This is a genomic window from Kitasatospora sp. NPDC059146 (assembly GCF_042786665.1).
In the GTDB taxonomy this organism is placed as follows: Bacteria; Actinomycetota; Actinomycetes; order Streptomycetales; family Streptomycetaceae; genus Kitasatospora.
On sequence record NZ_JBHZCY010000013.1, the window covers coordinates 97,986 to 122,575 of the forward strand.

Annotated in this window: 20 protein-coding genes; 15 read left to right on the plus strand and 5 right to left on the minus strand. The window is 75.0% G+C overall.

Annotated features, from left to right (window positions below):
* Positions 1-41 precede the first annotated feature (41 nt).
* Both ACFXPX_RS08610 and ACFXPX_RS08615 read left to right on the plus strand, forming a co-directional pair.
* Complete coding sequence (locus tag ACFXPX_RS08610) at positions 42-1,328, plus strand: sensor histidine kinase (RefSeq protein WP_380640181.1); 1,287 nt, start codon at positions 42-44, stop codon at positions 1,326-1,328.
* 92 nt (positions 1,329-1,420) lie between these two features.
* Positions 1,421-2,080, plus strand: a complete 660-nt coding sequence (locus ACFXPX_RS08615; RefSeq protein WP_375890584.1) for a response regulator — start codon at positions 1,421-1,423, stop codon at positions 2,078-2,080.
* Between the two features lie 65 nt (positions 2,081-2,145).
* Here the strand turns inward: ACFXPX_RS08615 and ACFXPX_RS08620 are convergent, their stop codons facing one another.
* From ACFXPX_RS08620 to modA, 3 genes are all read right to left on the minus strand, one after another.
* Positions 2,146-3,267 (minus strand): ABC transporter ATP-binding protein, encoded by a 1,122-nt coding sequence (locus tag ACFXPX_RS08620; protein WP_380593351.1) that lies wholly within the window; start codon positions 3,265-3,267, stop codon positions 2,146-2,148.
* A 112-nt stretch (positions 3,268-3,379) separates the two neighbouring features.
* Positions 3,380-4,195, minus strand: coding sequence for an ABC transporter permease (locus tag ACFXPX_RS08625; protein WP_375890764.1), 816 nt, complete (start codon positions 4,193-4,195; stop codon positions 3,380-3,382).
* 131 nt (positions 4,196-4,326) lie between these two features.
* Complete coding sequence (gene modA / locus ACFXPX_RS08630; protein WP_380640183.1) at positions 4,327-5,193, minus strand: molybdate ABC transporter substrate-binding protein; 867 nt, start codon at positions 5,191-5,193, stop codon at positions 4,327-4,329.
* 424 nt (positions 5,194-5,617) lie between these two features.
* On the opposite strand from modA, the gene ACFXPX_RS08635 reads away from it, so the two are divergent.
* From ACFXPX_RS08635 to ACFXPX_RS08675, 9 genes are all read left to right on the plus strand, one after another.
* Positions 5,618-6,685: an RNA ligase (ATP) gene (locus ACFXPX_RS08635; RefSeq protein ID WP_380640184.1), complete on the plus strand. Its 1,068-nt coding sequence runs from the start codon at positions 5,618-5,620 to the stop codon at positions 6,683-6,685.
* A 121-nt stretch (positions 6,686-6,806) separates the two neighbouring features.
* Positions 6,807-8,171 (plus strand): cytochrome P450, encoded by a 1,365-nt coding sequence (locus ACFXPX_RS08640; RefSeq protein ID WP_380640186.1) that lies wholly within the window; start codon positions 6,807-6,809, stop codon positions 8,169-8,171.
* A 381-nt stretch (positions 8,172-8,552) separates the two neighbouring features.
* On the plus strand, positions 8,553-9,488 hold the full coding sequence (locus ACFXPX_RS08645; RefSeq protein ID WP_380593347.1) for an MHYT domain-containing protein: 936 nt from the start codon (positions 8,553-8,555) through the stop codon (positions 9,486-9,488).
* A gap of 198 nt (positions 9,489-9,686) precedes the next feature.
* Positions 9,687-12,416: a nitrate- and nitrite sensing domain-containing protein gene (locus tag ACFXPX_RS08650; protein ID WP_380640188.1), complete on the plus strand. Its 2,730-nt coding sequence runs from the start codon at positions 9,687-9,689 to the stop codon at positions 12,414-12,416.
* On the plus strand, positions 12,413-12,823 hold the full coding sequence (locus tag ACFXPX_RS08655) for a roadblock/LC7 domain-containing protein (RefSeq protein WP_380640190.1): 411 nt from the start codon (positions 12,413-12,415) through the stop codon (positions 12,821-12,823). Before ACFXPX_RS08650 ends, ACFXPX_RS08655 begins: the two co-directional genes overlap by 4 nt.
* A 101-nt stretch (positions 12,824-12,924) precedes the next feature.
* Complete coding sequence (locus ACFXPX_RS08660; protein WP_380521135.1) at positions 12,925-13,335, plus strand: DUF742 domain-containing protein; 411 nt, start codon at positions 12,925-12,927, stop codon at positions 13,333-13,335.
* Between the two features lie 76 nt (positions 13,336-13,411).
* The gene (locus ACFXPX_RS08665; protein ID WP_380520994.1) at positions 13,412-14,011 is read left to right on the plus strand and encodes an ATP/GTP-binding protein; all 600 of its coding nucleotides are present in this window, start codon (positions 13,412-13,414) and stop codon (positions 14,009-14,011) included.
* Positions 14,012-14,343: 332 nt separating this feature from the next.
* Positions 14,344-14,940: an RNA polymerase sigma factor gene (locus ACFXPX_RS08670; protein ID WP_380640192.1), complete on the plus strand. Its 597-nt coding sequence runs from the start codon at positions 14,344-14,346 to the stop codon at positions 14,938-14,940.
* 168 nt (positions 14,941-15,108) lie between these two features.
* Positions 15,109-16,074 (plus strand): hypothetical protein, encoded by a 966-nt coding sequence (locus tag ACFXPX_RS08675; RefSeq protein ID WP_380640194.1) that lies wholly within the window; start codon positions 15,109-15,111, stop codon positions 16,072-16,074.
* 127 nt (positions 16,075-16,201) lie between these two features.
* Here ACFXPX_RS08675 and ACFXPX_RS08680 read toward each other — a convergent pair whose 3' ends face one another.
* Positions 16,202-17,596 (minus strand): cation:dicarboxylate symporter family transporter, encoded by a 1,395-nt coding sequence (locus ACFXPX_RS08680; protein ID WP_380640196.1) that lies wholly within the window; start codon positions 17,594-17,596, stop codon positions 16,202-16,204.
* A gap of 208 nt (positions 17,597-17,804) precedes the next feature.
* Between ACFXPX_RS08680 and ACFXPX_RS08685 the strand changes: the two genes are divergently transcribed.
* The 4 genes from ACFXPX_RS08685 to ACFXPX_RS08700 all read left to right on the plus strand — a co-directional run bounded on the left by ACFXPX_RS08685 (position 17,805) and on the right by ACFXPX_RS08700 (position 23,574).
* Entirely contained in the window at positions 17,805-19,574 is a 1,770-nt protein-coding gene (locus ACFXPX_RS08685) for an ATP-binding protein (RefSeq protein WP_380640198.1), read from the plus strand.
* On the plus strand, positions 19,571-20,314 hold the full coding sequence (locus tag ACFXPX_RS08690; RefSeq protein WP_375890561.1) for a response regulator: 744 nt from the start codon (positions 19,571-19,573) through the stop codon (positions 20,312-20,314). Before ACFXPX_RS08685 ends, ACFXPX_RS08690 begins: the two co-directional genes overlap by 4 nt.
* 240 nt (positions 20,315-20,554) lie before the next feature.
* A complete protein-coding gene (locus tag ACFXPX_RS08695) occupies positions 20,555-22,057 on the plus strand; it encodes a diaminobutyrate--2-oxoglutarate transaminase (RefSeq protein WP_380640200.1) in 1,503 nt (500 codons plus the stop codon).
* A gap of 32 nt (positions 22,058-22,089) precedes the next feature.
* Positions 22,090-23,574: a pyridoxal phosphate-dependent decarboxylase family protein gene (locus ACFXPX_RS08700; RefSeq protein ID WP_380640203.1), complete on the plus strand. Its 1,485-nt coding sequence runs from the start codon at positions 22,090-22,092 to the stop codon at positions 23,572-23,574.
* Positions 23,575-23,673: 99 nt separating this feature from the next.
* Here the strand turns inward: ACFXPX_RS08700 and ACFXPX_RS08705 are convergent, their stop codons facing one another.
* The gene (locus ACFXPX_RS08705) at positions 23,674-24,471 is read right to left on the minus strand and encodes an inositol monophosphatase family protein (RefSeq protein ID WP_380521139.1); all 798 of its coding nucleotides are present in this window, start codon (positions 24,469-24,471) and stop codon (positions 23,674-23,676) included.
* Between the last annotated feature and the right edge of the window lie 119 nt (positions 24,472-24,590).

Genomic DNA, 24,590 nt, shown 5'->3' on the forward strand with positions numbered 1-24,590 from the left:
CGGGGGAGTCGGGACGGCCGCCGGGCTGGCAGGATGGCCGGATGCCACGAACGACCGCGTCCCGGTTCAGGGACGGAGCGACCGCGATCCTCGCCCCGCTGGTGGCCGGCGTCACGTACGCCCGGCTGTTGCACCTGCTGGTCGGGTGGATCTTCGCGGGCGTCGTCCTGCTGGTCTACCCGGGGACCTACCACAAGAGCCTCGGCGCGATCGTGCTGCAGGGCACGGCGACGGACGTGGTGCTGCTGGCGCTGATCGCGCTCGTCCCGGCGGCGCGGCGGGCCGAGGGCGTGCAGGCCCGGCTGCTGCTGGTGCCCGACCGCGAGGAGGACATCGGGGTCGAGCCCTCCGGCAACTGGGCCGACCGGCGGCGGATGGCCGGCTGGCTGATCGGCCGGGTGGCGCTCGGCTCGGCGATCGGCTTCGTGACGGTCTTCGGGCTCACCGGTGCGTACGGCCTGCTGACCGGTCCGGGCGCCGCCCGGTACCTGCTGTCCGCGCCGCTGGTGGTGCTCGGCTACGGTTGGCTGGTCATCGGCGCCGGCCGCCTCCAACTGGCCATGGCCGAAAGGCTTTTGGGGCCGTCTCCGGCGGAGCGGCTGGCCGAGGCCGAACTGCGGGCCGAGCGGCTGCTGGAGCGCAACCGGCTGGCCCGCGAGCTGCACGACTCCATCGGCCACGCCCTGACGGTGACGGTCCTCCAGGCGGGCGCGGCGCGCGAGGTCGGGGACCCGGCCTTCGTCGCCAAGGCGCTGGAAGTCATCGAGGAGACCGGTCGGCGGGCGATGGAGGACCTCGAACGCACCCTGGTACTGCTGCGCGAGACACCGGCGGGCGGCGGTACGGCGGGCCGCGGTACGGCGGGGAGCGGCGTGGCCGGGCAGGGGACGGCCGGGCACGGGACGGCCACCGAGCAGCCGGGCATCGACCAGCTGTCCGCGCTGTTCGACACCGCCCGCGCGGCGGGCAGTCCGGTCGACGCGCGGATCGACGTGCCGCCCGGCGTGCTGCCCGGGGTGCTCTCGCGCGAGTCCTACCGGATCGTCCAGGAGGGCGTCACCAACGCGCTCAAGTACGCACCCGGTGAGCCCGTCGGCGTCCGGATCGCCGTCCGGGACGGGCGCTTGGAGCTGCGCTGCGCCAACCGGCTGGCGGCGCCGGGCCGGGGCGGGCCCGGCCGGGTCGGCTCGCGCAAGGGCGGCAAGGGGCTGCGCGGCATCCGGGAGCGGGCCACCCTGCTCGGCGGGGAGGCCACGGTCGGGGCGGGCGGCGAGGGGGGAGCGGAGTGGGTGCTCGACGTCCGGCTGCCCCTACGCTTGGGCTCGTGACGAACGATCTTGCGGGCGGAGGCGTCGGTGCCGGTGCCGGAGTCGGAGCCGGTACTGGTGCCGGTGCTGGTGCGGCTGCCGGTGCGGCGGGGATGACCGACGTCCTGCTCGCCGACGACGAGGGACTGGTCCGGGCCGGGCTGCGGGCGGTCCTGGAGGCCCAGGGCGACCTGCGGGTCGTCGGGGAGGCGGGCGACGGCGCGGAGGCGGTGGTCCTGGCCCGCGCGCTGCGCCCGCGGGTGGTGCTGATGGACGTCCGGATGCCCGTCATGGACGGCCTGGCGGCCACCCGCGAACTGCTGCGCCCCGGCCCGCCGGGGGAGTTGCCGCCGCGGATCCTGGTCGTCACCACCTTCGAGAACGACGACTACGTCTACCAGGCGCTGCGCGCGGGCGCGGACGGCTTCCTGCTCAAGCGCAGCCGCCCGGCCGAGATCGTCCACGCGGTACGGCTGGCGGCGGCCGGCGAGTCGCTGCTCTTCCCGGCCGCGATCCGGCGACTGGCCGCCGGGCACGGCAACCCCGCCGCCCGCGCCGCCATGGACCGCGCGGCGCTGACCGGGCGCGAGGCCGAGGTGCTGCGGATGATGGCGCGCGGACTCAGCAACGGGGAGATCGCCGAGCAGTTGGTGCTCGGGGTGCAGACGGTGAAGACGCACGTCAGCAGCGTGCTGGCGAAGCTCGGCGCGCGGGACCGTACCCAGGCGGTGATCGCCGCGTACGAGTCGGGGTTCGTCGAGCCGTCGGAGTAGCGCCGCCCGGCGGGGCGGCCCGGCGCGGTGGAGCGCGCCTCGGGGCAGGGTCGGGTCAGGCCGGGTCAGGCCGGGTAGGCGTGGGTCTGGGCGGCCTTGACCGAGGCCCAGACCGGTGTCCCCGGGGCCAGCCCCAGTTCGGCGACGGCGGCCGGGGTGAGGTCGGCGGCCATCGGCAGGGCGCCGGAGAGTTCGGCGCGCACCTGGTCGCCGTGCAGGTCCAGGCCGGTGACCTCGGCCTGCCACAGGTTGCGGGCGCTGGACTGCGGCCGCTCCCGGTAGAGGGTGACGGCGGAGGGCGGGAAGGCCACGAAGGCCGGTCCGGACAGCTCCTCGGCGCTGGTCAGGACGGTGCCGTCCGGGAGGGTGACCGAGGTGCCCTCGGCCCGTCCCTGGTACAGGTTGAGGCCGACCAGGCGGGCGATGTAGTCGGTGCGCGGACGCCGGGCGACCTCCGCCGGGCTGCCGGACTGCACCTCGCGGCCGTCCTCGATCACCACCAGCCGGTCGGCCAGCACCATCGCGTCCAGCGGGTCGTGCGTCACCAGCACCGCCACGGCCTCGAACTCGGCCAGGTGGCGGCGCAGTTGGGACCGCACGTCGAGCCGGGTGCGGGCGTCCAGGGCGGCCAGCGGCTCGTCCAGCAGGAGCAGCCGGGGGCGGACGGCCAGGGCCCGGGCCAGCGCCACCCGCTGGGCCTGGCCGCCGGAGAGCCGGCCGGGGCGCACCGAGGCGTGGTCCGTCAGGCCCATCCGCTCCAGCCAGGCCGCCGCCTCGGCCCTGGCCTCGCGCTTGGGGCGGCCCTGGCAGCGCGGACCGAAGGCGACGTTGTCGAGCGCGCTCAGGTGCGGGAACAGCAGGTAGTCCTGGAACACCACGCCGACCGGCCGCTGCTCGGCGGGGGTGTGCAGGCGCCGGGCCGGTTCCTCCAGGACGTGGCCGTCCAGGCGCAGGTGGCCGCCGGTGAGCGGGAGCAGGCCGGCGAGGGCGCGCAGCGCGGTCGACTTGCCGGCGCCGTTCGGGCCGAGCAGGGCGATCACCTCGCCGGGGGCGGCGGTGAGCGCCAGGTCGAGGGCGAACGCGGCCCGGTCGACCCGCAGGTGGGCGTCGAGGGCGGCGGACGGGGCTCCGGCTCCGGCACCCGGTGCGGGAGCGGGCGCGGGTGCGGGGGGCGGTGCGGGGGTCATCGGTGCGGCCGTCCTGTCGGCGTCCTGGGGGTGGGTGCGGGTGCGGCCGTGGGTGCGGGCGTGGCTGCGGGTGCGGGGGCGTCCGTCCGGGTCCGGGACGGTGGGGCCGGGGTCACGGGGTCGACATCCAGCGGTCGCGCAGGCCCACCAGGACGGCGACGGAGACCACCAGCAGTACCAGCGACAGTGCGATCGCCGCCTCCGGGTCTGACTCCATGGCCAGGTAGACGGCCAGCGGCATGGTCTGGGTGCGGCCCGGGAAGTTGCCCGCGAAGGTGATCGTCGCACCGAACTCGCCGAGCGCCCGGGCCCAGGCCAGGACGGCTCCGGCGGCGATCCCCGGGGCGATCATCGGCAGGGTGATCCGGCGGAACGCGGTCAGCCGGGAGGCGCCCAGGGTCGCGGCGGCCTCCTCGAACCGGGGATCGGCCGCCCGCAGCGCGCCCTCCACGCTGATCACCAGGAAGGGCATCGCCACGAAGGCCTCGGCGATCACCACCCCGGTGGTGGTGAAGGGCAGGGTGATGCCGAACGCCGAGTCCAGCCAGGAGCCGACGATCCCGCGCCGCCCGAGCACCAGCAGCAGCGCCACACCGCCCACCACCGGCGGCAGCACCAGCGGCAGGGTGACCAGCGCCCGGATCACCCGCCGGCCGGGCAGCTCGGTGCGCGCGAGCAGCCAGGCCAGCGGGACGCCGAGGACCAGCGACACCGCCGTGGCGGCCGTCGCGCAGATCAGCGAGAGCCGCAGGGCGTCCCAGACGGCGGCGCTGGTCAACTGCTCGGACAGGCCGCTCCACGGCGCCCGGACGAGCAGCCCGACCAGCGGGAGGATCAGGAACGCCAGGCCGAGCAGCGCCGGGAGCAGCAGGGTGACCGGGACGCGCTGGGCGCCGGGGCGGCGCGGGCCCCGGCGGCGGCCCGGCAGGGCGTTCGCGGGTCCTGTCGGGGCCGGTGCCGGGGCCCGCGCCGGTGCCGGGGCAGCGTCGTCCCGGGTGGTGCCGGTGTCGGCGCTGGAGTCCCGGTTCCGGTCCCGGTCGCTGCCGGTGGTGCGGTCCGTCACGGCGCCTGGAAGCCCGCCGCGGTCAGCACCTGCTTGGCCTCGGCCGACTGGACGTAGGCGACGAAGGCGGCCGCGCCGTCCTTGTTCGGCGCCTTGGCGAGCGCGGCGATCGGGTAGTCGTTCACGGCCTTGGCGGCCTCGGGGAAGTCCACGCCGTCGATCTTCGCAGCATCGGCCTGCACATCGGTCTTGTACACCAGCGAGGCGTCGACCTCGCCGAGCTCGACCTTGGTGAGCGCGCCCTTGACGTCCTGTTCCAGGGTGACCGGGGTGAGGTCGACGCCGGCCGCCTTCAGCGCGGTGAGGGCGGCGGCGCCACAGGGCACCTCCTTCGCGCAGAGCGCGACCTTCACGCCGGAGCCGGTGAGGTCCTTGAGGCCCGTGAGGTGCTTGGGATTGCCCTTGGGCACGGCGATGGCGAGGGTGTTCTTGACGAAGGTCGTCGGCTGGCCGCTCGCGCCGCCCGCGTCGGTGACCGTCTTCATGGTGGCCGGGCTGGCCGCGGCGAAGACGTCCGCCGGTGCACCGGAGTTGATGCTGGTGGCGAGGGCGGAGCTGCCGCCGAAGTTGAAGGTGACCTTGGTACCCGGGTTGGCGGCCTCGAACTTCTTGCCGAGCTCGGTGAAGGTCTCCTTGAGGGAGGCGGCGGCGAACACGGTGACGGCGCCCTTGGCCTTCGGGGCGCTGGCGCCGTCGGTGCCCGCCGCGCCGGCGGCGCCGGTGGCGGCGGTGGTCGCGGCCGAGGAGGCGGAGCCGGAGGACTTGCCGCCGTCACTGCCGCAGGCGGTGGCCCCGAAGCTGAGGACGAGGGCCGCGGCGACGGCGACGGCGAGTCTGCGGGTGGGGGTGGTGCGGGTGCTCATCGGTGCTTCCCCTCCAGGGTTCGCGCCGGAAGGGGCGCGGAGGTGTGGCCGCAGGTGCGGCCATTACGGCGATCATAGTGCCGCAGTTGCGAGCGATAAATCCTCTGTCACATCGCACAGCGGAAGTGGGGTGACGGTCTCGGGGCTGCTGTGCGAAGGCTCAAACGTGCACGGACGGTTCGGCTCGGAAGGGAGGCCGGTCCGGCTCGGAAGGGTGGGCCGGTTCGGTGCGCGGCGGGCGTGCGGTTCGGTGCGTGGTGGGCGTGCGGCTGTCGTACGGCCGTTGTGCGGCGCCTGGTGGAAAACCCTTCGCATCCGGGCAGGTGGAGCGGTCAGAGTGGGCGGCAGCCCGTAGGCGCGGCCGACCGTCGGCCGCCCGGGCCCGAAGGTCGATCCGAACGGATCCACGGGGAGGAGTCCGCCCATGTCCACGCTGCGCGTCACCGCCGAGAAGCTGGTCATCCTGGAGCACCCGAACGCCGACGCACTGGAGTTGGCCCAGGTCGGCCTCTACCGCGCCGTGGTGGCCAAGGGCTCCTACCGGACCGGCGACCATGCCGTCTACATCCCCGAACAGGCCGTCCTGCCGGAGGAGTTGGTCGAGGAGCTGGGGCTGACCGGCAAGCTGGCGGGCGGCGCGGCGAACCGGGTGAGGGCGGTACGGCTGCGCGGGGAGCTGTCCCAGGGCATCGTCTGCCGGCCCGGCGCGCTGGCCGGCACCGACCTGGCCGGGGCGGCCGAGCGGGGCGAGGACTTCGCCGAACTGCTCGGGATCGTCAAGTGGCAGCCGCCGGTGCCGACCTCGATGAGCGGTGACGTCCTCAGCGCGCCCGACCTGCTGCCCTGGGTGGACATCGAGAACCTCAAGCGTCACCCCGACGTCTTCGAGCCCGGCGAGCCCGTGGTGCTGACCGAGAAGCTGCACGGCAGCTGCTGCCTGGTCACGTACACCGCCGCCACCGGCGAGGTGCACGTCTCGTCCAAGGGGATCGGCGCGCAGGGGCTGGCGCTCGTCGAGGACGAGCGCAACCTGTACTGGCGGGCGGTGCACGCGTACGACATCCCGGCGGTGGCGGCCCGGTTGGCCGAACGGCTGGGTGCCGAGCGGATCGGCATCTTCGGCGAGGTGTTCGGCGAGGGCGTGCAGGACCTGTCGTACGGCGTCTCCGCGCGCACCGAGCGCCCCGGGTACGCGGCCTTCGACGTGTCGGCCGTCGTGGACGGGCGGCTGGCCTGGCTGTCGGCCGCCGAACTCCTGGACGGCGAACTGCCGTTGGTGACCGAACTGTGGCGCGGGCCGTTCGACACCGCGACGGTGCTGGCCCACGCGCAGGGCAAGGAAGCCCACTCCGGGCGCGAACTCCACCTGCGCGAGGGCGTGGTGGTCCGGCCGGCGGTCGAGCGCTGGAGCCCGGTGCTCGGCGGACGGGCGATCGCCAAGGTCGTCAGCGACGCCTACCTGACCCGCAAGGGCGGCACCGAGTACGAGTGAGCCGAGGCGACCGGGCGCGGACTTGGCCCCTTTGCGCGGCTTCCTCGGCTGAATACCCGTCAGTAAGGTTGAAGGGTAACCGAGTGCGCGTCAGCGCCGAGGAAGTCCAGAAGGAGTGCCGATGGCCACCGCAGCCGCCGTACCCGGACCGGCCGGGAACCCCCTGGTCGGGTCGCTCTTCGACCTCACCCGCCGTCCGCTGCGCACCTACCTCGCGGCCCGGCGCGACCACGGCGACGTGGTGCGCATGGTGGCCGGGCCGCCCGGGCTGCGGGTCGAGTTCTACGGGGTGTTCTCGCCGGAGGGCGTCCACCAGGTGCTGGGCAGCGAGGCGGCGAACTTCCGCAAGGAGAACAGCTTCTACGACGAACTGCGGACCAGCGTCGGCAACGGGCTGCTGACCAGCCAGGACGAGGTCTACCAGCGCCAGCGCCGGCTGGTCCAGCCGCTGTTCACCCGGCGCCGGGTCGACGGCTACGCCCAGGTGCTCGCCGAGGAGGCGCAGGCGCTCGCCGAGCGCTGGCGGGCGGTGCCGGGCGGGGTGGTGGACGCGGCGGAGGAGATGTCGCGGTTCGCGCTGCGGGCCGTCGCCCGGATCCTCTTCGGCGCCGACGTGGAGGAGGCGGTGGAGGTGGTGAACCGCAGCTTCCCGGTGCTCGGCGAGTACGTCAAGGAGCGCGGCTTCGCGCCGGTCCGGTTCCCGCGCACCTGGCCGACGCCGGGCAACCGGCGCGGCCTGGAGGCGCAGCGGGCGCTCTACGAGGTCTGCGACCGGATCATCGCGGAGCGGGCCGCGCGCGGGGGCGGTGACGAGGAGGCGGACGACCTGCTGACCCTGCTCGGCCGGGCGCGCGGCGAGGACGGCGAGCGGCTGGACCCGGCCGAACTCCGGGACCAGGTCCTGGTGTTCCTGCTCGCCGGGCACGAGACCACGGCCACCTCGCTGGCCTTCGCGCTGCACCTACTGGCCAAGCACCCGGAGCAGCGCAAGCTCGCCCGGGAGGAGGCGCTGACCGTTCTGGCCGGGCGGGCGCCGACGGCGGCGGACCTGGAGCGGCTGCCGTACCTCACCCGGGTGATCAAGGAGGCGATGCGCCTCTACCCGGCGGCGGCGCTGATCGGGCGGCGGGCGGTCGAGGAGACGGTCATCGACGGGTACGTCATCCCGGCGGGGGCGCAGGTCGTGGTCGCGCCGCTGGTCACCCAGCGGCACCCGGACCACTGGGTCGACCCCGAGCGCTTCGACCCGGACCGGTTCCTGCCGGAGGGGGAGAAGGCGCGGCACCGCTACGCGTGGTTCCCGTTCGGAGGCGGGCCGCGGGCCTGCATAGGGCAGCACTTCTCGATGCTGGAGTCGGTGCTGACCCTCGGGGTGCTGCTGCGGGACTTCGACCTGGAGGTGGTGGACCGGCGGGTGGCGCTCGCGCAGGGGATCACGCTCCGGGCGACGAGCGCGATGCGGGTGCGGGTCACGGCGCAGGACTGACGGCGCTGGGCCGACGGGAACGGCTGGCGGGAACGGCTGGCGGGTTTCAGAGTTCAACTTTCAGAAGACAGATAACAGATTTCAACATCTGTTATCTGTCTTCTGACTTTTGTCTTCTGTTCGTCGTCAGCCGCCCGCCCGCCCGGGCGCCACCGGACACAGGACCGGGTCATTCGAACACAGCGCCCGCGCCGCGCGTGCAGCTTTTCAGATCTTCGTCTGGCCGATTCCGGCCGCTCGATAGCGTCCCACGCACCCCAGGCCGGAAGCGCACATGCGATGGGCATATGCCCATGTGCCCGTCGGATGCAGTCCGCCCGGCCGGGGGTGCCCGGGGGCACCGCATTCCGCCCCGGGCCCGACCGGTCGACCGGAGGTCCCATGGGCGCCCTCAACCAGTTCAGCTTCGGCTGGCTGACCCCTGTCCTCTCCTACGCGATGGCCTGCGCCGGCGCCGCCCTCGGGCTGCGCTGCACCCTGCGCGGCCTGGCCGCCACGGGCGCCGCCCGCCGGAACTGGCTGCTCACAGCGGCCGCCGCGATCGGCTCCGGGATCTGGACCATGCACTTCGTCGCCATGTTCGGCTTCGCCGTCGACGGCACCGAACTGCGCTACAGCGTGCCGCTCACGGTGCTGAGCCTGCTGGTCGCCGTACTGGTCACCGGGCTCGGCCTGACCGTGGTCTGCTACGGCCGGCACCGCGGCCTCGCCCTGCTGGGCGGGGGCTGCACCACCGGCGTCGGCGTCGCCGCGATGCACTACCTCGGGATGGCCGCCGTCCGGATGCACGGCGGGCTGCGCTACGACGGCGGGACGGTCGCCCTCTCCGTCCTGGTCGCGGTCGGTGCCGCCACCGCCGCGCTCTGGGCCGCCGTCACCGTCCGCAACGGGTACGCCGCGGCCGCCGCCTCACTGGGTATGGGCCTCGCCGTCAGCTGCATGCACTACACGGGCATGGCCGCCGTCCACGTCCAGCTGGATCCCGCCCGGACCGGTCTGGGCGGGGTCAGCCCGATGGATTTCGTCTTCCCGCTCGCCGTCGGCCTCGGCTCGTTCCTCTTCCTGGCCTCCGCCTTCGTCGCGCTCTCCCCGACCACCCAGGAGCGGGCCGGGTACCCGGAGGCGGGGGAGCTGGCGATCGAGGAGTTCGCCGGGCCCGCCGCCGGGCCCGTGGCCGACCCGGGCGCTGTGCCCTCGGGCCTCGCGCTCACAGATCTGTACGGCCCCGCCGCGGACGGCTTCGACCCGTACGGCCGGGACCCGGACGGCTTCGACCCGGCCGGCCGGGATCCGTACGGCCGGGACCGTGCGGCCTGAGCCCGTCCGCGCCGCCCGAGCCCCGTCGCCCCCGCCTGAAAGGCCCCGTCCATGCGAGAAGACCGTGGCACCACCCCCGGCGCCCGCCGGGGTGCCCACGCCGGACCGCCCGCCCGCTCGTCGCGCCCCGGCCCCCGATTGCGCGGGCTGCTCGGGCCGCTTGGGCCGCTCGGGCTGCGTGGGCTGCGTCCCCGGAGCGTGCGTGCCCGGATCATCGCCCTGCTGATGGTCCCGGTCGTCTCCGTCATCGCCCTCTGGGGCTTCGCCACCGTCACCACCGCCCAGGGCGTCTGGGACCTGCTGCGCCTGCGCGACGCCCAGCGCAGCCTGCTCACCCCCGTCGCCGACACGGTCGCCGGCCTGCAGGCCGAACGCGCCGCCGCCGGACAGTTGTTGGCCGGTCCGGGCCTCGTTCCGGGGACGGTGCCCGCCGCGGGGCGGGAGAGTGCCCTGCGCGAGGCCGCCGCCGCCACCGACCGGGCGCTCACCCCACTGTTCCCCGATCCGCGCCACCCCGGCCAGGGCTACAACCGGGCCGACGCCCAGGGCCTCGGCGCCGACGCCGCCGCCCGCCTGGACGGCCTCGGCACCGCGCTCGCCGCCCTGCCCGAACTGCGCGGCAGGGTGCTCACCCGGAGCGTGGGCTGGTCCGAGGCGTACGCCGCCTACGGGGCGGCCGTGGACCGGGCACTGGCCGTGTCCGGTGCCGTCGCCGCGACGGCCGACGGCCGTTCCGGGGCCGACGCGCGGGCGCTGCCGGAGCTGGACCGCTCCCGCGAACTCCTCTCCCGCGAGGACGCGCTGCTGCGGTCCGCCGAGCTCTCCGGCGGGCTCGGTGACGACCAGCTGCGGGAGTTCGCCGGGACGGCCTTCGCTCGCCGCGCGTTCGAGCAGGGCGCGGCCGCCGGTCTCGGCTCCGCCGGCCGGGAGGCACTGCTTTCCGTCACCGGCGGCCCGGACCACCGGGAACTGGTGGGCTACGAGGAGGAGGTCCGGACCGCCGCTGACGGCCGGTCGGCCGTCGCCGCGGTGCCGGCGGACCGCTGGGCGACGGTGGCCGGGAGCGTCGCCGCCGGGCTGCGCGACGTCGCCGACCGGGCCGGTCGGCTCGTCGCCGAACAGCAGAACCCTTACGCGCTGGGCCTGTTCACCCCGGCCGGGATCGCCGTCCTGCTCGGGCTGCTCGGGGTGATCGCCTCGCTGGTGATCTCGGTGCGGATCGGCCGCGGTCTGGTCGCCGAGCTGACCGGCCTGCGCAATACGGCACTTGACCTGGCGGGGCGCAAACTCCCCTCCACGATGCGGAAGTTGCGTGCGGGTGAGGAGGTGGACATCGAAGCCGAGGCGCCCCGGCCGGTCGGCCGCGACGACGAGATCGGCCAGGTGCACCGGGCGCTCGGCACCGTGCAGCGGGCCGCCGTCACGGCGGCGGTGGAACGGGCCGAGGTGCTGTCGGGGGTGTCCGGGGTGTTCGTCAACCTCGCGCGCCGCAGCCAAGTCCTGGTGCACCGCCAACTCGCCTTGCTGGACGCCATGGAGCGCCGCACCGAGGACCCGTCCGAGCTCGCCGACCTGTTCCGGCTGGACCACCTGACCACCCGGATGCGCCGCCACGCCGAGGGCCTGATCATCCTCTCCGGCGCGGCCCCCGGCCGGGCCTGGCGGCGGACCGTCCCCCTGGTGGACGTGGTGCGGGCGGCCGTCTCGGAGGTCGAGGAGTACGCCCGGGTCGAGGTGCACCCGCTGCCGCGCGCCGCCGTCGTCGGCCACGCCGTCGCCGACCTCACCCACCTGGTGGCCGAACTGGTCGAGAACGCCACCGGGTTCTCCCCGCCGCACACCAGGGTGCACATCCGCGGTGAACAGGTCGGCAACGGCTACGCGGTGGAGATCGAGGACCGGGGCCTCGGGATGGGTCCGGCCGCACTGGCCGCCGCCAACCGGCGGATCGCCGCGGCCGAACAGACCGACCTGTTCGACAGCGACCGGCTCGGCCTGTTCGTGGTCAGCCGGCTGGCCCGACGGCACGGCGTCCGGGTCTCGCTGGTGACCTCCGCGTACGGCGGTACCACCGCGGTGGTGTTGCTGCCCACCGGGCTGCTGGCCGACGAGCGCGAGGGCCCGGGACAAGGCTACGAGCCGGTACCGGAGTTGGACATCACGCCGGAGCCGGTGCCCGAGTGGGAACCGGCGCCGAAGTGGGAACCGGCACCCGAGCGGGAACCGGTACCCGAGCGGGAGCCGGCGTCCGAGCGGGGGCCGGCCCCCGGCGTCGGGCCTGCGTGGTGGCCGCCGGCCGGGCCGGATCCGGCCGGGGCCGGAACGGAACCCGCCCTCCCGGGCAGCGGGGTGGCGGGGACAGAGCTTCCGGCGGCGGGTGGGCCGCCGCCGGAGGGCGGGGCGCTGCTGCCGTTCGGAGCCCGGGGCGTCCACCCCGAGCCGATGCGCCGCACCCCCTTCCGGGCCTCCGGTGCCCGGACGGCCGGACCGGCTGCGGACGGGGGCCCGGGTGCGGCCTCCCGTTCGCAGCCCGGTCCGCCGCAACCCCACCACGGCGCCACCGCAGCGCCGGCGGGTGCGATGCCGGGTGAGTGTGGATCGGTGGACGGTCCGGAGGAGTTGCCGCGCCGGGTGCGCCGGGCGAGTCTCGCCCCGCAGCTGCGGGAGGCGCCTGCCGCCGCCCCGTACGGCCGCCGCGGAGTCGGCGCCGGAGTTGCCACCGGAACCGGTACGGGGCCGACGGCCCGCAGTCCGGAGGAGGCGCGGGCGGCGATGGCGGCCTTCCAGCACGGCTGGGCCCGCGGCCTGCGGCCCGACGTCCGGCCCGGAACCCCGTCCGACGTCGGGCCCGGAACCCCGCCCGACGTCCGGCCGGAAGCCCGGCCCGGAGCGAGACCCGACACCCGAACCGAAGGAGACCGGCCGTGATCGGCACCACCCACCGCACGGGGGAACTGAACTGGCTCCTCGACGAGTTGGTCCAGCGCGCGCCCGAGGTGAGCTTCACCGTGATGCTCTCCGCCGACGGCCTGGCCATGGCCAGTTCGGCCGGTCTGGCCCGGGAGGACGGCGAGCACCTGGCGGCCGTCGCGGCCGGATTCCACAGCCTCGCCAAGGGCGCCGGACGGCACTTCGGCGCGGGCGAAGTCCGGCAGACCATGGTCGAGTTGGAGGGCGGCTACCTGCTGGTCGCGGCGGCCGGGGAGGGCACCTGTCTGGCCGTGTTCGCGACCGCGCGGGTCGATCTCGGGCTGGTCGCCTACGAGATGGCCAGACTGGTCCGCCGGGTCGGCGAGCACCTGAGCGCCACGCCCCGTACGGTGCACGGCGGGTGAGCTCGGTGCCCCGGCCGGACGGCCCGTACCACCGGGCGGAGGACGCCTTCCATCCGTACCGCCAGCGACATCCGGAGCACCCGCGGGCCGACCCCGACCGGCTGCCCCGGAACCCGCTCGCCGCCGCCCACCGGGCCCACTGGTACGACGACGAGGCCGGGCCGCTGGTCCGCCCGTACGCCATGACCGGGGGCCGGACCGGGGGCGGTGAGCAGCAGTTCGACCTGATCGCCGTGGTGGTGTCCGAGCTGCCCGACCCGGCGCTCGCGCCGGACGCGCCCGAGCTGCCGGTCGGTCCGGAGCAGGCGCAGATCCTGCGTCGGTGCCTGGGCACACCGCTGTCCGTGGCCGAGCTCGCCGCCGACCTCGACCTGCCGGTGGGCGTCGTGCGGGTGCTGCTCGGCGATCTGCTGGCGGCGGGGCTCATCCGGGTCAACCGCCCGGTCCCGCCCGCCCTGCTCCCCGACGAACGCATCCTCCAGGAGGTCATCCATGGGCTCCGCGCACTCTGACCGTCCGTCCGGCCGTCACCACCCCGCCGGCCCGGACCGCCCGATCAGCCGGTGGCCGTCCGCCCCGGTGGGCCCGGTGGACCAGTCCGACTCCGTGCTCGCGCTCAAGATCCTGGTCGCGGGCGGGTTCGGGGTCGGCAAGACGACGCTGGTCGGCGCGGTCAGCGAGATCCGTCCGCTGCGCACCGAGGAGCGGCTGACCGAGGCCGGGCGCGGGGTGGACGACCTGGACGGGGTGGAGCGAAAGTCCAGTACAACGGTGGCGATGGACTTCGGCCGGATCACCATCCGCGAGGGCCTGGCCGTCTACCTGTTCGGAACCCCGGGGCAGGACCGGTTCTGGTTCCTCTGGGACGAGTTGGCCCAAGGGGCGCTCGGTGCGGTGGTGCTCGCCGACACCCGTCGGCTGACCGACTGCTTCCCGGCCGTGGACTTCTTCGAGCAGCGCGGCATCCCCTTCGTCGTCGCGGTGAACCGGTTCGCCGGGACACGCGAGTACGGCCCGGACGAGGTCGCCCGCGCGCTGGACCTGGACCCCGGTACTCCGGTGCTGCTCTGCGACGCCCGGCAGCGCGCCTCCGGCAAGGAGGTGCTGATCAACCTGGTCGAGCACGCCGGCCGGGTGCACGCCGCCCGGTTGCTCGCGGAGGTCTCGCCGGCGGCGGCCGGCAGCTGACGGACAGCGGAGGACGGGCAGCAGAGGACGGAAGACGGCGAACAGATGACAGATGACAGAAAACAGATGACAGCGAACAGATAACGGATAACAGATGTTGAAATCTGCTATCCGTTAGCGTCGCCCGGTCCCCGCGATGGGCGCAGTTGTGGTCAGTGGTGGCCGGTGGTGGTGAACTCCCGCCCTGGGACCGGTCGATGACGAGTTGCACACGAATGACTGCGCAGAGTGAGAGGACGGCTTATGATGTGACCTGTGTCACAACATGTCCGGTAGGGGTGGGAAACCGCCCCAACTGGGCGTTCGGGGTGCCGATTTCCGGGGAGAGCGGCATGGCGGAATGCAACGAGCGGTGTGCGGGCGGGCCGCGCAAGGACTTCGGCCCGGGGCCGACGGAACGCCAGTCGGCGGACTTCAACCGGTTGTTCACCGAGTTGCTGCCCAGGCTCCAGCAGGCGGCCGCGATGCTCGCCGGGAGCCCGCTCGCCGCCGGTGACGTCGTCCACGACGCGTACCTGCGGATCGCCCGCCGCCCGGAGCGCTTCCTCAGTCACCCGCAGCCGTACGCCTACGTGTTCACCACGATGACGAACATCCTGCGCGACCAGTGGCGCCGGGAGCGCCGTCGGGCGGTGCTGCGCGAGCACCCGGAGTCGGCCGAGGCCGCGGGGCACGGCCGGGCGGCGGCGTTCGGCCCGGCGCCCGGCGGGATGGCCGAGCTGCAGGCGCGCTGGGAGGTGGTCCGCCTGCTCGGCTTCCTGACCGTCAAGCAGGCCCGCGCCGTGGTGCTGGTGGATCTCGACGGCTACTCCGTCGACGAGGCCGCCGAGTTGCTCGGCCTGCACCGCAGCACCCTGGCCGTCACCCGCCGCCGCGCCCACGGCCGGTTGCGCGCCGTCCTGGAGCACGAGCGCCGGCACGAGCTCTGACAGCCCGGCTGCCCGCCGGGTCGCCCCCGGAGTCGCCCGCCGCCGAGCGCGAGGTCGCCCGTCCCGGCTGAGCGCCGAGGCGGCCCCCTGGGATGCCGTCACCGCCCCGACGCACCGAGCCGACGGCAAGTCGGCTGATGCGCCACCCCGGCCCGTACGCTGAAAATCGTGATCACGTACGAGGACCACAGCGTCCGCGCCCTGGCCGAGGACGGTCGCTGGCCCGAGCTGCTCGCCGCCTACCGGCAGGGCCGGGCGGCCGCCGTCGTGCAGGCCGGTGAGCGGGCCGCGGTGGCCCTGACCGCGCCGCTCGGCCATCTGATCGCCTATGCGGCGCCGCCCGAGCTGGCCGTCCGGCTGTTCGACGCGGACGGCGGCGCGGGGACCTTTGCCGGGGTGGCGGACCACGACGCCGGTCCGCTGTGGGAGGTGCTGGCGACCCGCCACTCCTGGCTGCGGCTGGCCCCGCTGCTCGGTCCGGCGCCGGTGCGCCGCCTGGTGGCGCACACCCGGGTGCTGCTCGGCGAGGACCTCTCCTACGGTGCCGAGCCCGACCCCGAGGGCGTGCCGCTGCGCCTGGAAGCCTGGGAGAAGGCGGGCTGGGAGGAGGCCGCCCGGGTGCGCGAGTACCTGCCCGGCGGGGGAGCGCGCAGCGCGGTGCTGACCCTGCCGGCCAGCCGGGAGGGCCTGGGCCAGGTCGACCTGCCGCAGTCGACAGCCCGGCCGGGCGGTCAGCGGGTCACCCGGGGCCTGACGGAGCTGGCCGCGTTGGCGCCCTGGGCGGAGGTGGTCTGCGTCCGCGGTCCGGCTGCGTCGGCGGCCGCCGTGCTGGCCCGGGCCCGGCGGGTGGTCGGCGGGTTCCTGCCGTTCGCGCTCGCCTACCCGGCGCTCGTGCAGGCCGCCGCGGTGGGCCGGACGCACGGTTGCGCGCACGGGCGGCTGAGGCTCTGGCGGGCGCTGGGCGCGATGGCCGGGGTGGACGGGCCGAACCGCCGCGAGGTGGACGCCCTGGTGGCCCGGATGCGCTGCTTCACCTGGCAGGAGCCGGCCGCCGGGCTGCGCCACCTGCACGTGGCGCTGGAGGATCCGGCCAGTGGGGTGGCCTGGGCGGTCAGCGGCTCGCAGGAGTTCTGACCGGAGTTCCGGGAGCATCCGCGAGCGCCGACCCGGTACGGGTCGGCGCCGGGAACGGGAAGCCCCCCGGCCCGGCGCCGTTTCCGGGGGAGGTGCTGGCGCCGGACCGGGGGAGTCGTGGGAGCGCTCAGACGGTGGCCGCCGTCGTGGCCGCCGTCGCGGGCACCGCGGGGACGGCCTCCGGCTCGGGGGTGGCGCCGCCGTGGCCGTCGACCAGGGTCAGCTCGTCGAACGGCAGCCGGCCGTCCAGGACGCGGCGGGCGCGCTCGGCGTCCAGTTCGCCGGTCCAGTGCCCGATCAGCACGGTCGCGACGGCGTTGCCCGCGAAGTTGGTGAGGGCGCGGGCCTCCGACATGAACCGGTCGATGCCGACGATCAGGCCGACCCCGTCTACCAGCGCGGGCTTGTGCGACTGCAGGCCGCCCGCGAGGGTGGCCAGCCCGGCGCCGGTGACCCCGGCCGCGCCCTTGCTGGCGATCACCATGAAGACCAGCAGCGAGAGCTGCTCGCCGATCGACATCGGCTTGTCCATCGCCTCGGAGATGAAGATCGAGGACATGGTGAGGTAGATCGCGGTGCCGTCGAGGTTGAAGCTGTAGCCGGTCGGCACGGTGATGCCGACGACCGGGCGGCTGACGCCCAGGTGCTCCATCTTGGCGATCAGGCGGGGCAGCGCGCTCTCGGAGGAGGAGGTCGAGAGGATCAGCAGGAACTCGCGGCCGAGGTACTTGAGCAGCGCGAACACGTTGACCCCGGCGACCAGGCGCAGCAGGGTCCCGAGCACCACGACGACGAACAGCGCGCAGGTGACGTAGAAGCCGATCATGATCACGGCGAGGCTCTTCAGCGCGTCGACGCCGGTCGCCCCGACCACCGCCGCCATCGCCCCGAAGGCACCGATCGGCGCGACCCACATGATCATCGACATGATCCGGAACACCAGCCGCTGCAGGTGCTCGACGCCGCGCAGCACCGGTGCGCCGACCGGTCCGAGGGCCTGCAGGGCGAAGCCGGCCAGCAGTGCGACCAGCAGGGTCTGCAGCACCTTGCCCTGGGTGAGGGCCGAGAACAGGGTGTCGGGGATCATCCCGAGCAGGAAGTCGGTGGTCGACTGGGCGCCGCCGGCGGCCGCCTGGGCGTGGCCGGACTTGGCGAGCGCGGCGGTCAGGTGCAGGCCGCCGCCGGGCTCCAGCAGGTTGCCGACGACCATGCCGATGGCCAGGGCGACGGTCGACATGGCGAGGAAGTAGCCGATGGCGAGGCCGCCGACCTTGCCGACCTTCGCGGCCTTGGTGACCGAGCCGATGCCCAGCACGATGGTGCAGAAGATCACTGGACTGATCATCATCTTGATCAGGTTGACGAACCCGGTGCCGATCGGCTTCAACTCGACGGCGAAGCCGGGGGCGGCCAGTCCGACCACCACGCCCGCGACCACCGCGGCGATCACGGCGAGGTAGAGGTAGTGGGTCCGGTCCTTGCGTCTGGGTCCCCCCGCCGTGGCGGTCTCGGTGGTCGACATCTGCGGCTCCTTCGCCCTGCAGTCCTGGCGGCCCCGGGTGGTGGGCCGATCCGACTATGGGGCCCGGGAGTGACGGAGGTCACGTTTGCGTTCATAGAGTTCACGGAGGGACGGGAACGGCCGGGGTGCCGCTCGGGGCCGGGCAGTACTCGGGCACGGGGTGCCCGGGGCCCGGGGGTGTGCGGGGTCGTGGTGCACACTGGCAGGCATGTCCGTGAGCACCGCCCCCACCCGCTCGCGTCGCCGCTGGCTCCCGCTGCCGCGCCGGCTGGTCCGCAGCCTGGCCGGGCAGCTCTTCGTCGTCCAGGTGGTCATCGTCGCCGCCGTGGTGGCGGGCGGCGCGGTGCTGGCGTACCTGTTCACCGCCGAGCGCACCGAGGACGCGGCCCGCCGCGAGGTCACCTCGGTGGCACATGCCGTCGCCGACTCCCCGTCCGTGCGCTCCGCCGTCGTCGGGCCGGACCCGACCGCGGTGCTCCAGCCGTACGTCGAGCAGGTGCGCCAGGACGTCGGGGTCTCCTTCATCACCGTCATGGACACCGAAGGGGTGCGCTGGACCCACCCGCTGCCCGAGCAGATCGGCAAGCGCTACCTCGGGCACATCGACTGGGCGCTGGCCGGGCAGACCCGCAGCGAGACCTACACCGGCACGCTCGGCCCCTCCGTCCGGGTGGTCACCCCGGTGTGGGACGACCAGCACCGGGTGATCGCGCTGGTCAGCGTGGGGCTGACGCTGGAGTCCATCTCCGCGCAGCTGAGCGGACCGCTGCTCGCCCTGGTCGGGGTCGCGGTGGCCGCGCTGGCGCTCGGAGGGGCGGGCACCTACCTCGCCAACTCCCGGCTGCGGCGGCACACTCACGGCATGCGGCCGGACGAGCTCAGCCATCTCTACGAGTACCACCAGGCGACCCTGCGTTCGGTGCGGGAGGGGCTGATCCTGCTCGACCGAGCCCACCGGGTGGTGCTGTGCAACGATGCCGCTCGTGAACTTCTCGGCTTGGAAGGCGAGTTGGACGGGCGCCCGGTGGCGGAGCTGGGGCTGACGGAGGCCCTGGTGGCCGCCGTGCTCGGCGAGGAGCCGGTCCGGGACGAGGTGCACCTGACCGCCGAGCGGGTCGTGGTGCTCAACACCTCCACCATCGGCACCGGTCTCGGCCGGGTGGTGACCCTCCGCGACCACACCGAACTGCAGTCGCTGAGTGGAGAGTTGGACTCCGTACGCGGCTTCACCGAGGCGCTCGGGGCGCAGGCGCACGAGGCCGCCAACCGGCTGCACGCCGTCGTCTCGCTGATCGAACTCGGCCGCCACGAGCAGGCGGTGGAGTTCGCGACCGCCGAACTCGCCCTCGCCCAGCAGCTCACCGACCGGGTGGTCGCCGCGGTCGGCGAGCCGGTACTGGCCGCGCTGCTGCTCGGCAAGGCGGCCCAGGCGGCCGAACGGGGCGTGGAGTTGACCCTCACCGAGGACAGCCGGATCGACGACGGGGTGCTCCCGCCCGGGCTCTCCGCCCGGGACCTGATCACCGTCCTCGGCAACCTGATCGACAACGCGGTGGACGCCGCCATCGCCGGGGCCGCGCAGAGCCCGGGCGCGCCGGAGGTCACCGTCACCGCGCGGATCGACGGCGATGGGGGTGACGGCGGTGAGGGTGACGGCGGTGGGGGCGATGGCGGTGCGGTCGACGGCGGGGTGCTCGGCGTGGGCGGCGGGGGAGGGGGCGCCTGTCTGCTGCTGCGGGTCGCCGACACCGGTGCGGGCATCGACCCGGCCGCCGTCGAGGACGTGTTCCGGCGCGGCTGGAGCACCAAGCAGGACGGCCACGGGCACGGCCTGGGTCTGGCACTGGTCGCCCAGGCCGCCCGGCGCAACGGCGGCACCGTCGAGGTCGGGCGCGAGCGCGGCGCGGTGCTCACCGTACGGCTGCCGCTGACCGGCGGCCGGGTGCGGGAGCTGGAGCAGGGCGGGGTGTCGGCGTGAGCGGCGGAGGTGTGGACGGCTCCGGCGTGAGCGGTGCCGCCCCGAGCGGGATCTCCGTCCTGGTCGTGGAGGACGACCCGGTGGCCGCCGCCGCGCACACCCTGTACGTCGAGCGCGAGCCCGGCTTCCGCGCCGTCGGCACCGTGCACAGCTGCGCCGACGCGCTGCGCTTCCTGGAGCGGGCCCGCGCCGCCGGGACGCCCGTCGACCTCACCCTGCTCGACCTCTACCTGCCGGACGGCCACGGCCTCCAGCTGTGCCGCACCCTGCGCGCGGCCGGGCACGCCACCGACGTCATCGCGGTCACCTCGGCCCGTGACCTCGCCATGGTGCGCCAGGCGGTCTCGGCGGGGGTCGTGCAGTACCTGCTGAAACCGTTCAGCGCGGCGGCGCTGCACGACCGGCTGGAGCGCTACGCCCGCTACCGGGACAGCCTCGGGCGCACCGGCGAGGCGACCGGACAGGACGAGGTCGACCAGGCGTTCGCCCTGCTCCGCACGCCCGAGCGCAACTCGCTGCCGAAGGGGCTGAGCGCGCCGACCCTGGACACCGTGGCCTCGGTGCTGCGGGAGGCCTCGACCGGCCTGTCGGCGGCGGCCGCCGGTACCGCTGCCGGGGTGTCCCGGATCACCGCGCGGCGGTACCTGGAGCACCTGGTGGACACCGGGCGGGCGGTGCGCGAGCCGCAGTACGGGAGCGTGGGGCGGCCGGAGCTCTGCTACCGCTGGAAGGGGCGGTGACGGCGGGGCGCTGATGGGGGGCGGCGACGGCGGTGCGTTGATGGGGGGTTGGTGGCGGGCACGGATGGGGCGCTGCCGCCCGTGACCTTTCGGTGCCCTCGTTCGTTGGGCCGGACGGGGGCGCTGCGGGCGCTGTCGGGGGAGGTTCACTCACTCGGGTGGTTCTGGGTGCCCCCGCGGCATTCCGGCAGGTCACGGGCGATAAAGTTAGGCTTACCTAACTTCTTCTGGGGGTTCGCCTTGTCGCTCGCCGCCGTACCCGCCCAGGCCGCCTCCGGGGCCACCGCCGCCGCGGCCCCGCCCGCCGGCGAAGCCATCCTGCGCCGCCAGCGCGTCCGCGAGTCCGCCGCCCGGACGTACGCCCGGTCCTTCCCGATCGTCCCGGTCCGGGCCCACGGCATGACCGTCGAAGGCGCCGACGGCCGCCGCTACCTGGACTGCCTCTCCGGAGCCGGGACGCTCGCCCTCGGGCACAACCACCCGGTGGTGCTGGAGGCGATCCGCCGCACCCTCGACAGCGGCGCCCCGCTGCACCTGCTCGACCTGGCCACCGCCGAGAAGGACGACTTCACCAGCGCGCTGTTCGAGAGCCTGCCCCCCGAGTTCGCCTCCCGCGCCCGGGTGCACTTCTGCGGACCGGCCGGGACGGACGCCGTCGAAGCGGCCCTCAAGCTGATGCAGACCGCCACCGGGCGCTCCGGCGCCCTCGCCTTCACCGGCGCCTACCACGGCATGACGGCCGGCGCCCTCGCGCTCACCGGCAACGTCGCCGTCAAGGAACCGCTGCCCGGCGGCGGCGAGGTCGTCCGGCTGCCCTACCCGTACGGCTACCGCTGCCCGTTCGGGGTCGGCGGCGAGGCGGGCGCCGAACTCGGCGCCACCTACGTCGAGCGGCTGCTCGACGACCCCTCCGGCGGTGTGGTGCCGCCCGCCGCGATGGTCCTGGAGGCCGTCCAGGGCGAGGGCGGGGTCGTGCCCGCCCCCGACGGCTGGCTGCGCGAGATGCGCCGGATCACCGCCGAGCGCGGCATCCCCCTGATCGTGGACGAGGTGCAGACCGGCGTCGGACGCACCGGCGCGATGTGGGCCGTCGAACACAGCGGCATCGTCCCGGACGCGATGGTGCTCTCCAAGGCCATCGGCGGCAGCCTGCCGCTCGCCGTGGTCGTCTACCGCGAGGACTACGACGGCTGGCGGCCCGGCGCCCACACCGGCACCTTCCGCGGCAACACCCTCGCGATGGCCGCCGGCGCCGCCACCCTGCGGTACGTCGCCGCGCACGGACTGGCCGAGCGGGCCGCCGTGGCGGGCGAGCGGATCACCGCCCGGCTGCGTGAACTCGCCGCCGAACTGCCCGCGATCGGCGACGTGCGCGGGCGCGGGCTGATGATCGGGGTCGAACTGGTCGACCCCGGCGCCGACCCCGACGCCTGCGGTGCCCGCCCGGCCGATCCGGCGCTCGCCGTACGGGTCCGCGAGGCCTGCCTGGCCCGCGGGCTGATCGTCGAACTCGGCGGGCGGCACGACGCGGTGCTGCGGCTGCTGCCGCCGCTGACCATCACCGACGAGCAGGTCGCGGCCGTGCTGGAGCGGCTGGCGGAGGCGATCGCGGCGGCCGCGGCGGCCTCGGCGGCTCAGGCTCCGGCCACGGCTCAGGCCACGGCTTCGGGATCGGGTTCGGGCTCGGGCGCGGGAGCGGCTCGGGTTCAGGCTTCGGGTTCGACGGTGCGGGGTGGGGCGTGACCGCCGCCGACCCCGGGGCGGTACCGCCCGAACTGCCCGGCGGGGGCGGCGATCCGGACGCCCTCGCGGGCGGCGCCGCCGGGCCCGGTGCCCTCGGCCCGCTGCTGGCCACCGTCCTCGACGCCCTCGACACCGGCACCGCGCTGCGCTCCGGGCCACTGCCCGCCGGCAGCCCGGCCGAGATCGCCGCCCTGGTCGCGGACGGCCTCGCCGGTGCCCGCGGACGCGGCGCGCTCGCCCGGCTCACCGAACTGCTCGCCTACGGCGCCGCCGACCCCGCCGACCCGGCCTGCGCCGCCCACCTGCACTGCCCGCCGCTCGCCGTCGCGGCCGCCGCCGACCTCGCGGTCAGCGTGCTCAACCCCTCCCAGGACTCCTGGGACCAGGCCCCGGCCGCGACCGCCCTGGAAACCGCCCTGCTCGCCGAACTCGCCACCCTGGTCGGCTACGACCCGCGCCGCGCGGCCGGGGTGCTCACCTCCGGCGGCACCGAGTCCAACCTGATGGGCCTGATGCTGGCACGGGACCAGAAGCTCGACGGCATCGTCGAGCTGGACGGCATCCCGGTCGGCGCCCGGCCCTGCATCCTCGCCTCCGAGGCCGCCCACTTCTCCGTCCAGCGCGCGGCCGCCCTGCTCGGACTCGGCGAACGCTCCGTCCTCGCCGTCCCCGTCGACCGCCGACTGCGCATGCCCCCGGAGGAGTTGGAACGCGCCCTGGCCGAGGCCAGCTGGGCCGGACGCACCCCGATCGCCGTCGTCGCCACCGCCGGCACCACCGACACCGGCGCCGTCGACCCGCTGCACGCCGCCGCCGACCTGGCCGGCCGCTACGGCGCCTGGCTGCACGTCGACGCCGCGTACGGCGGCGGCGCGCTGCTCTCCGACCGGCTCGCCCCGCTGCTCGACGGCATCGCCCGCGCCGACTCGGTCTCCCTGGACTGGCACAAGCTCGGCTGGCAGCCCGCGGCCGCCGGGGTCTTCCTGGTCCGCCGGGCCGAGACCTACGTCTCGCTGGCCCGGCGCGCCGAGTACCTCAACCCCGTGGACGACGAGCAGGCCGGCTACCCCAGCCTGCTCGGCCGCTCGCTGCGCACCACCCGGCGGGCCGACGCCTTCAAGCTCGCCGTCACGCTGCGCACCCTCGGCCGGGAAGGCCTCGGCCGGCTCGTGGACGCCTGCCACGACCTGGCGTTGGCGGCCGCGGACGCCGTCCGGGCCGAACCCTCGCTCGAACTGCACGCCGAGCCCGTCCTCACCGCGCTGCTCTTCCGCTACCGGCCGCCCGGGATGACGGACGAGGCCGCCGTGGACGAGCTGAACGGGCAACTGCGCCGGCTGCTGCTGCGCACCGGACGGGCGGTGGTCGGGCGGACCGAACTGCCGGGGGACGGGCCCGGGCGGGTGCGGCTGAAACTCACGCTGCTCAACCCCCACACGACGGCGGGTGAGGTGGGGGCGCTGCTGCGGGAGGTGGTCGGCGCGGGGCGCAAGGTCGCCGGGGAGCGGGCGGGGTAGCGGCGCCGTCGCTGTCGCCGTCGCGGGTGGGCGGGCGGTGACCGGGCCGGGGCGGGGCGGACGGGGGGTCCGGCGGGCTGGGGGCGGGTCCCGGTGCGGTCAGCCGTTCAGGAGGATGCCGCGGGTGAGCTCCCAGGTGTCGGGGTCGGCGGCGACCAGCAGGCCGTCCTCGCAGCCGGGGGCCTCGGGGCGGTACGGGGCGCCGTCCATGCGGGCCGAGACGCCGCCGGCCTCGGAGAGCAGCAGTGAACCCGGGGCGTGGTCCCAGGGGAGGGTCCGCCAGTAGAAGATGAAGTCGGTCCGACCCTCGACGACGTCGGGGTACTCCATCCCGGCGGCGCTGCGGCCGGGGGAGATCTCGCCGAAGGCCGCGCAGTGGGACTCCAGGCGGTGCCGGTCGGCCGGGGCGAGGAAGCGGCTTTTCAGGATGCCGGTCAGCTTCCCGGCGTCGGCGGGCGCCGGGCGGCGGGTGAGGCGTTCGCCGTCCCGCCAGGCGCCGGAGCCCAGTTCGGCCCGGTAGGCGGTCGCGGTGGCGGGCTGCCAGATCCACGAGGCGACGGTCAGGCCGCTGCGGACCAGGGAGCACATCACGGCGTAGTCGGGGCGGCCCGCGACGAAGTTGGCGGTGCCGTCCACCGGGTCGACCAGCCAGACGGCGGGCTCGTCGTGGATGGCCAGGGCGAGTGCCGGGTCGGCGGACACCGCCTCCTCGCCGACCACCGGGACGGGCAGCAGTTCGTGCAGGCGGCGGGCGATGATCGCCTCGGCCTCGCGGTCGGCGACGGTCACGACCTCGCCGGGCGCCTTCTCCATCACCTCGCCGGCGGTCAGCGCCCGGAAGCGCGGCTCCACCGCCTCGGCCGACGCCTCGGCGAGTATCTCCGCCACCTTGTCCATCAGCACGTTCGCGCTCCCTTCGCCGGTTACCACTCTCCCACGAGTGGGTGGAGCGGGTGTCGGCCGGCGGGTGGCGGCGGACGGAGAACGGGGAACAGATGACGGATAACAGATGACAG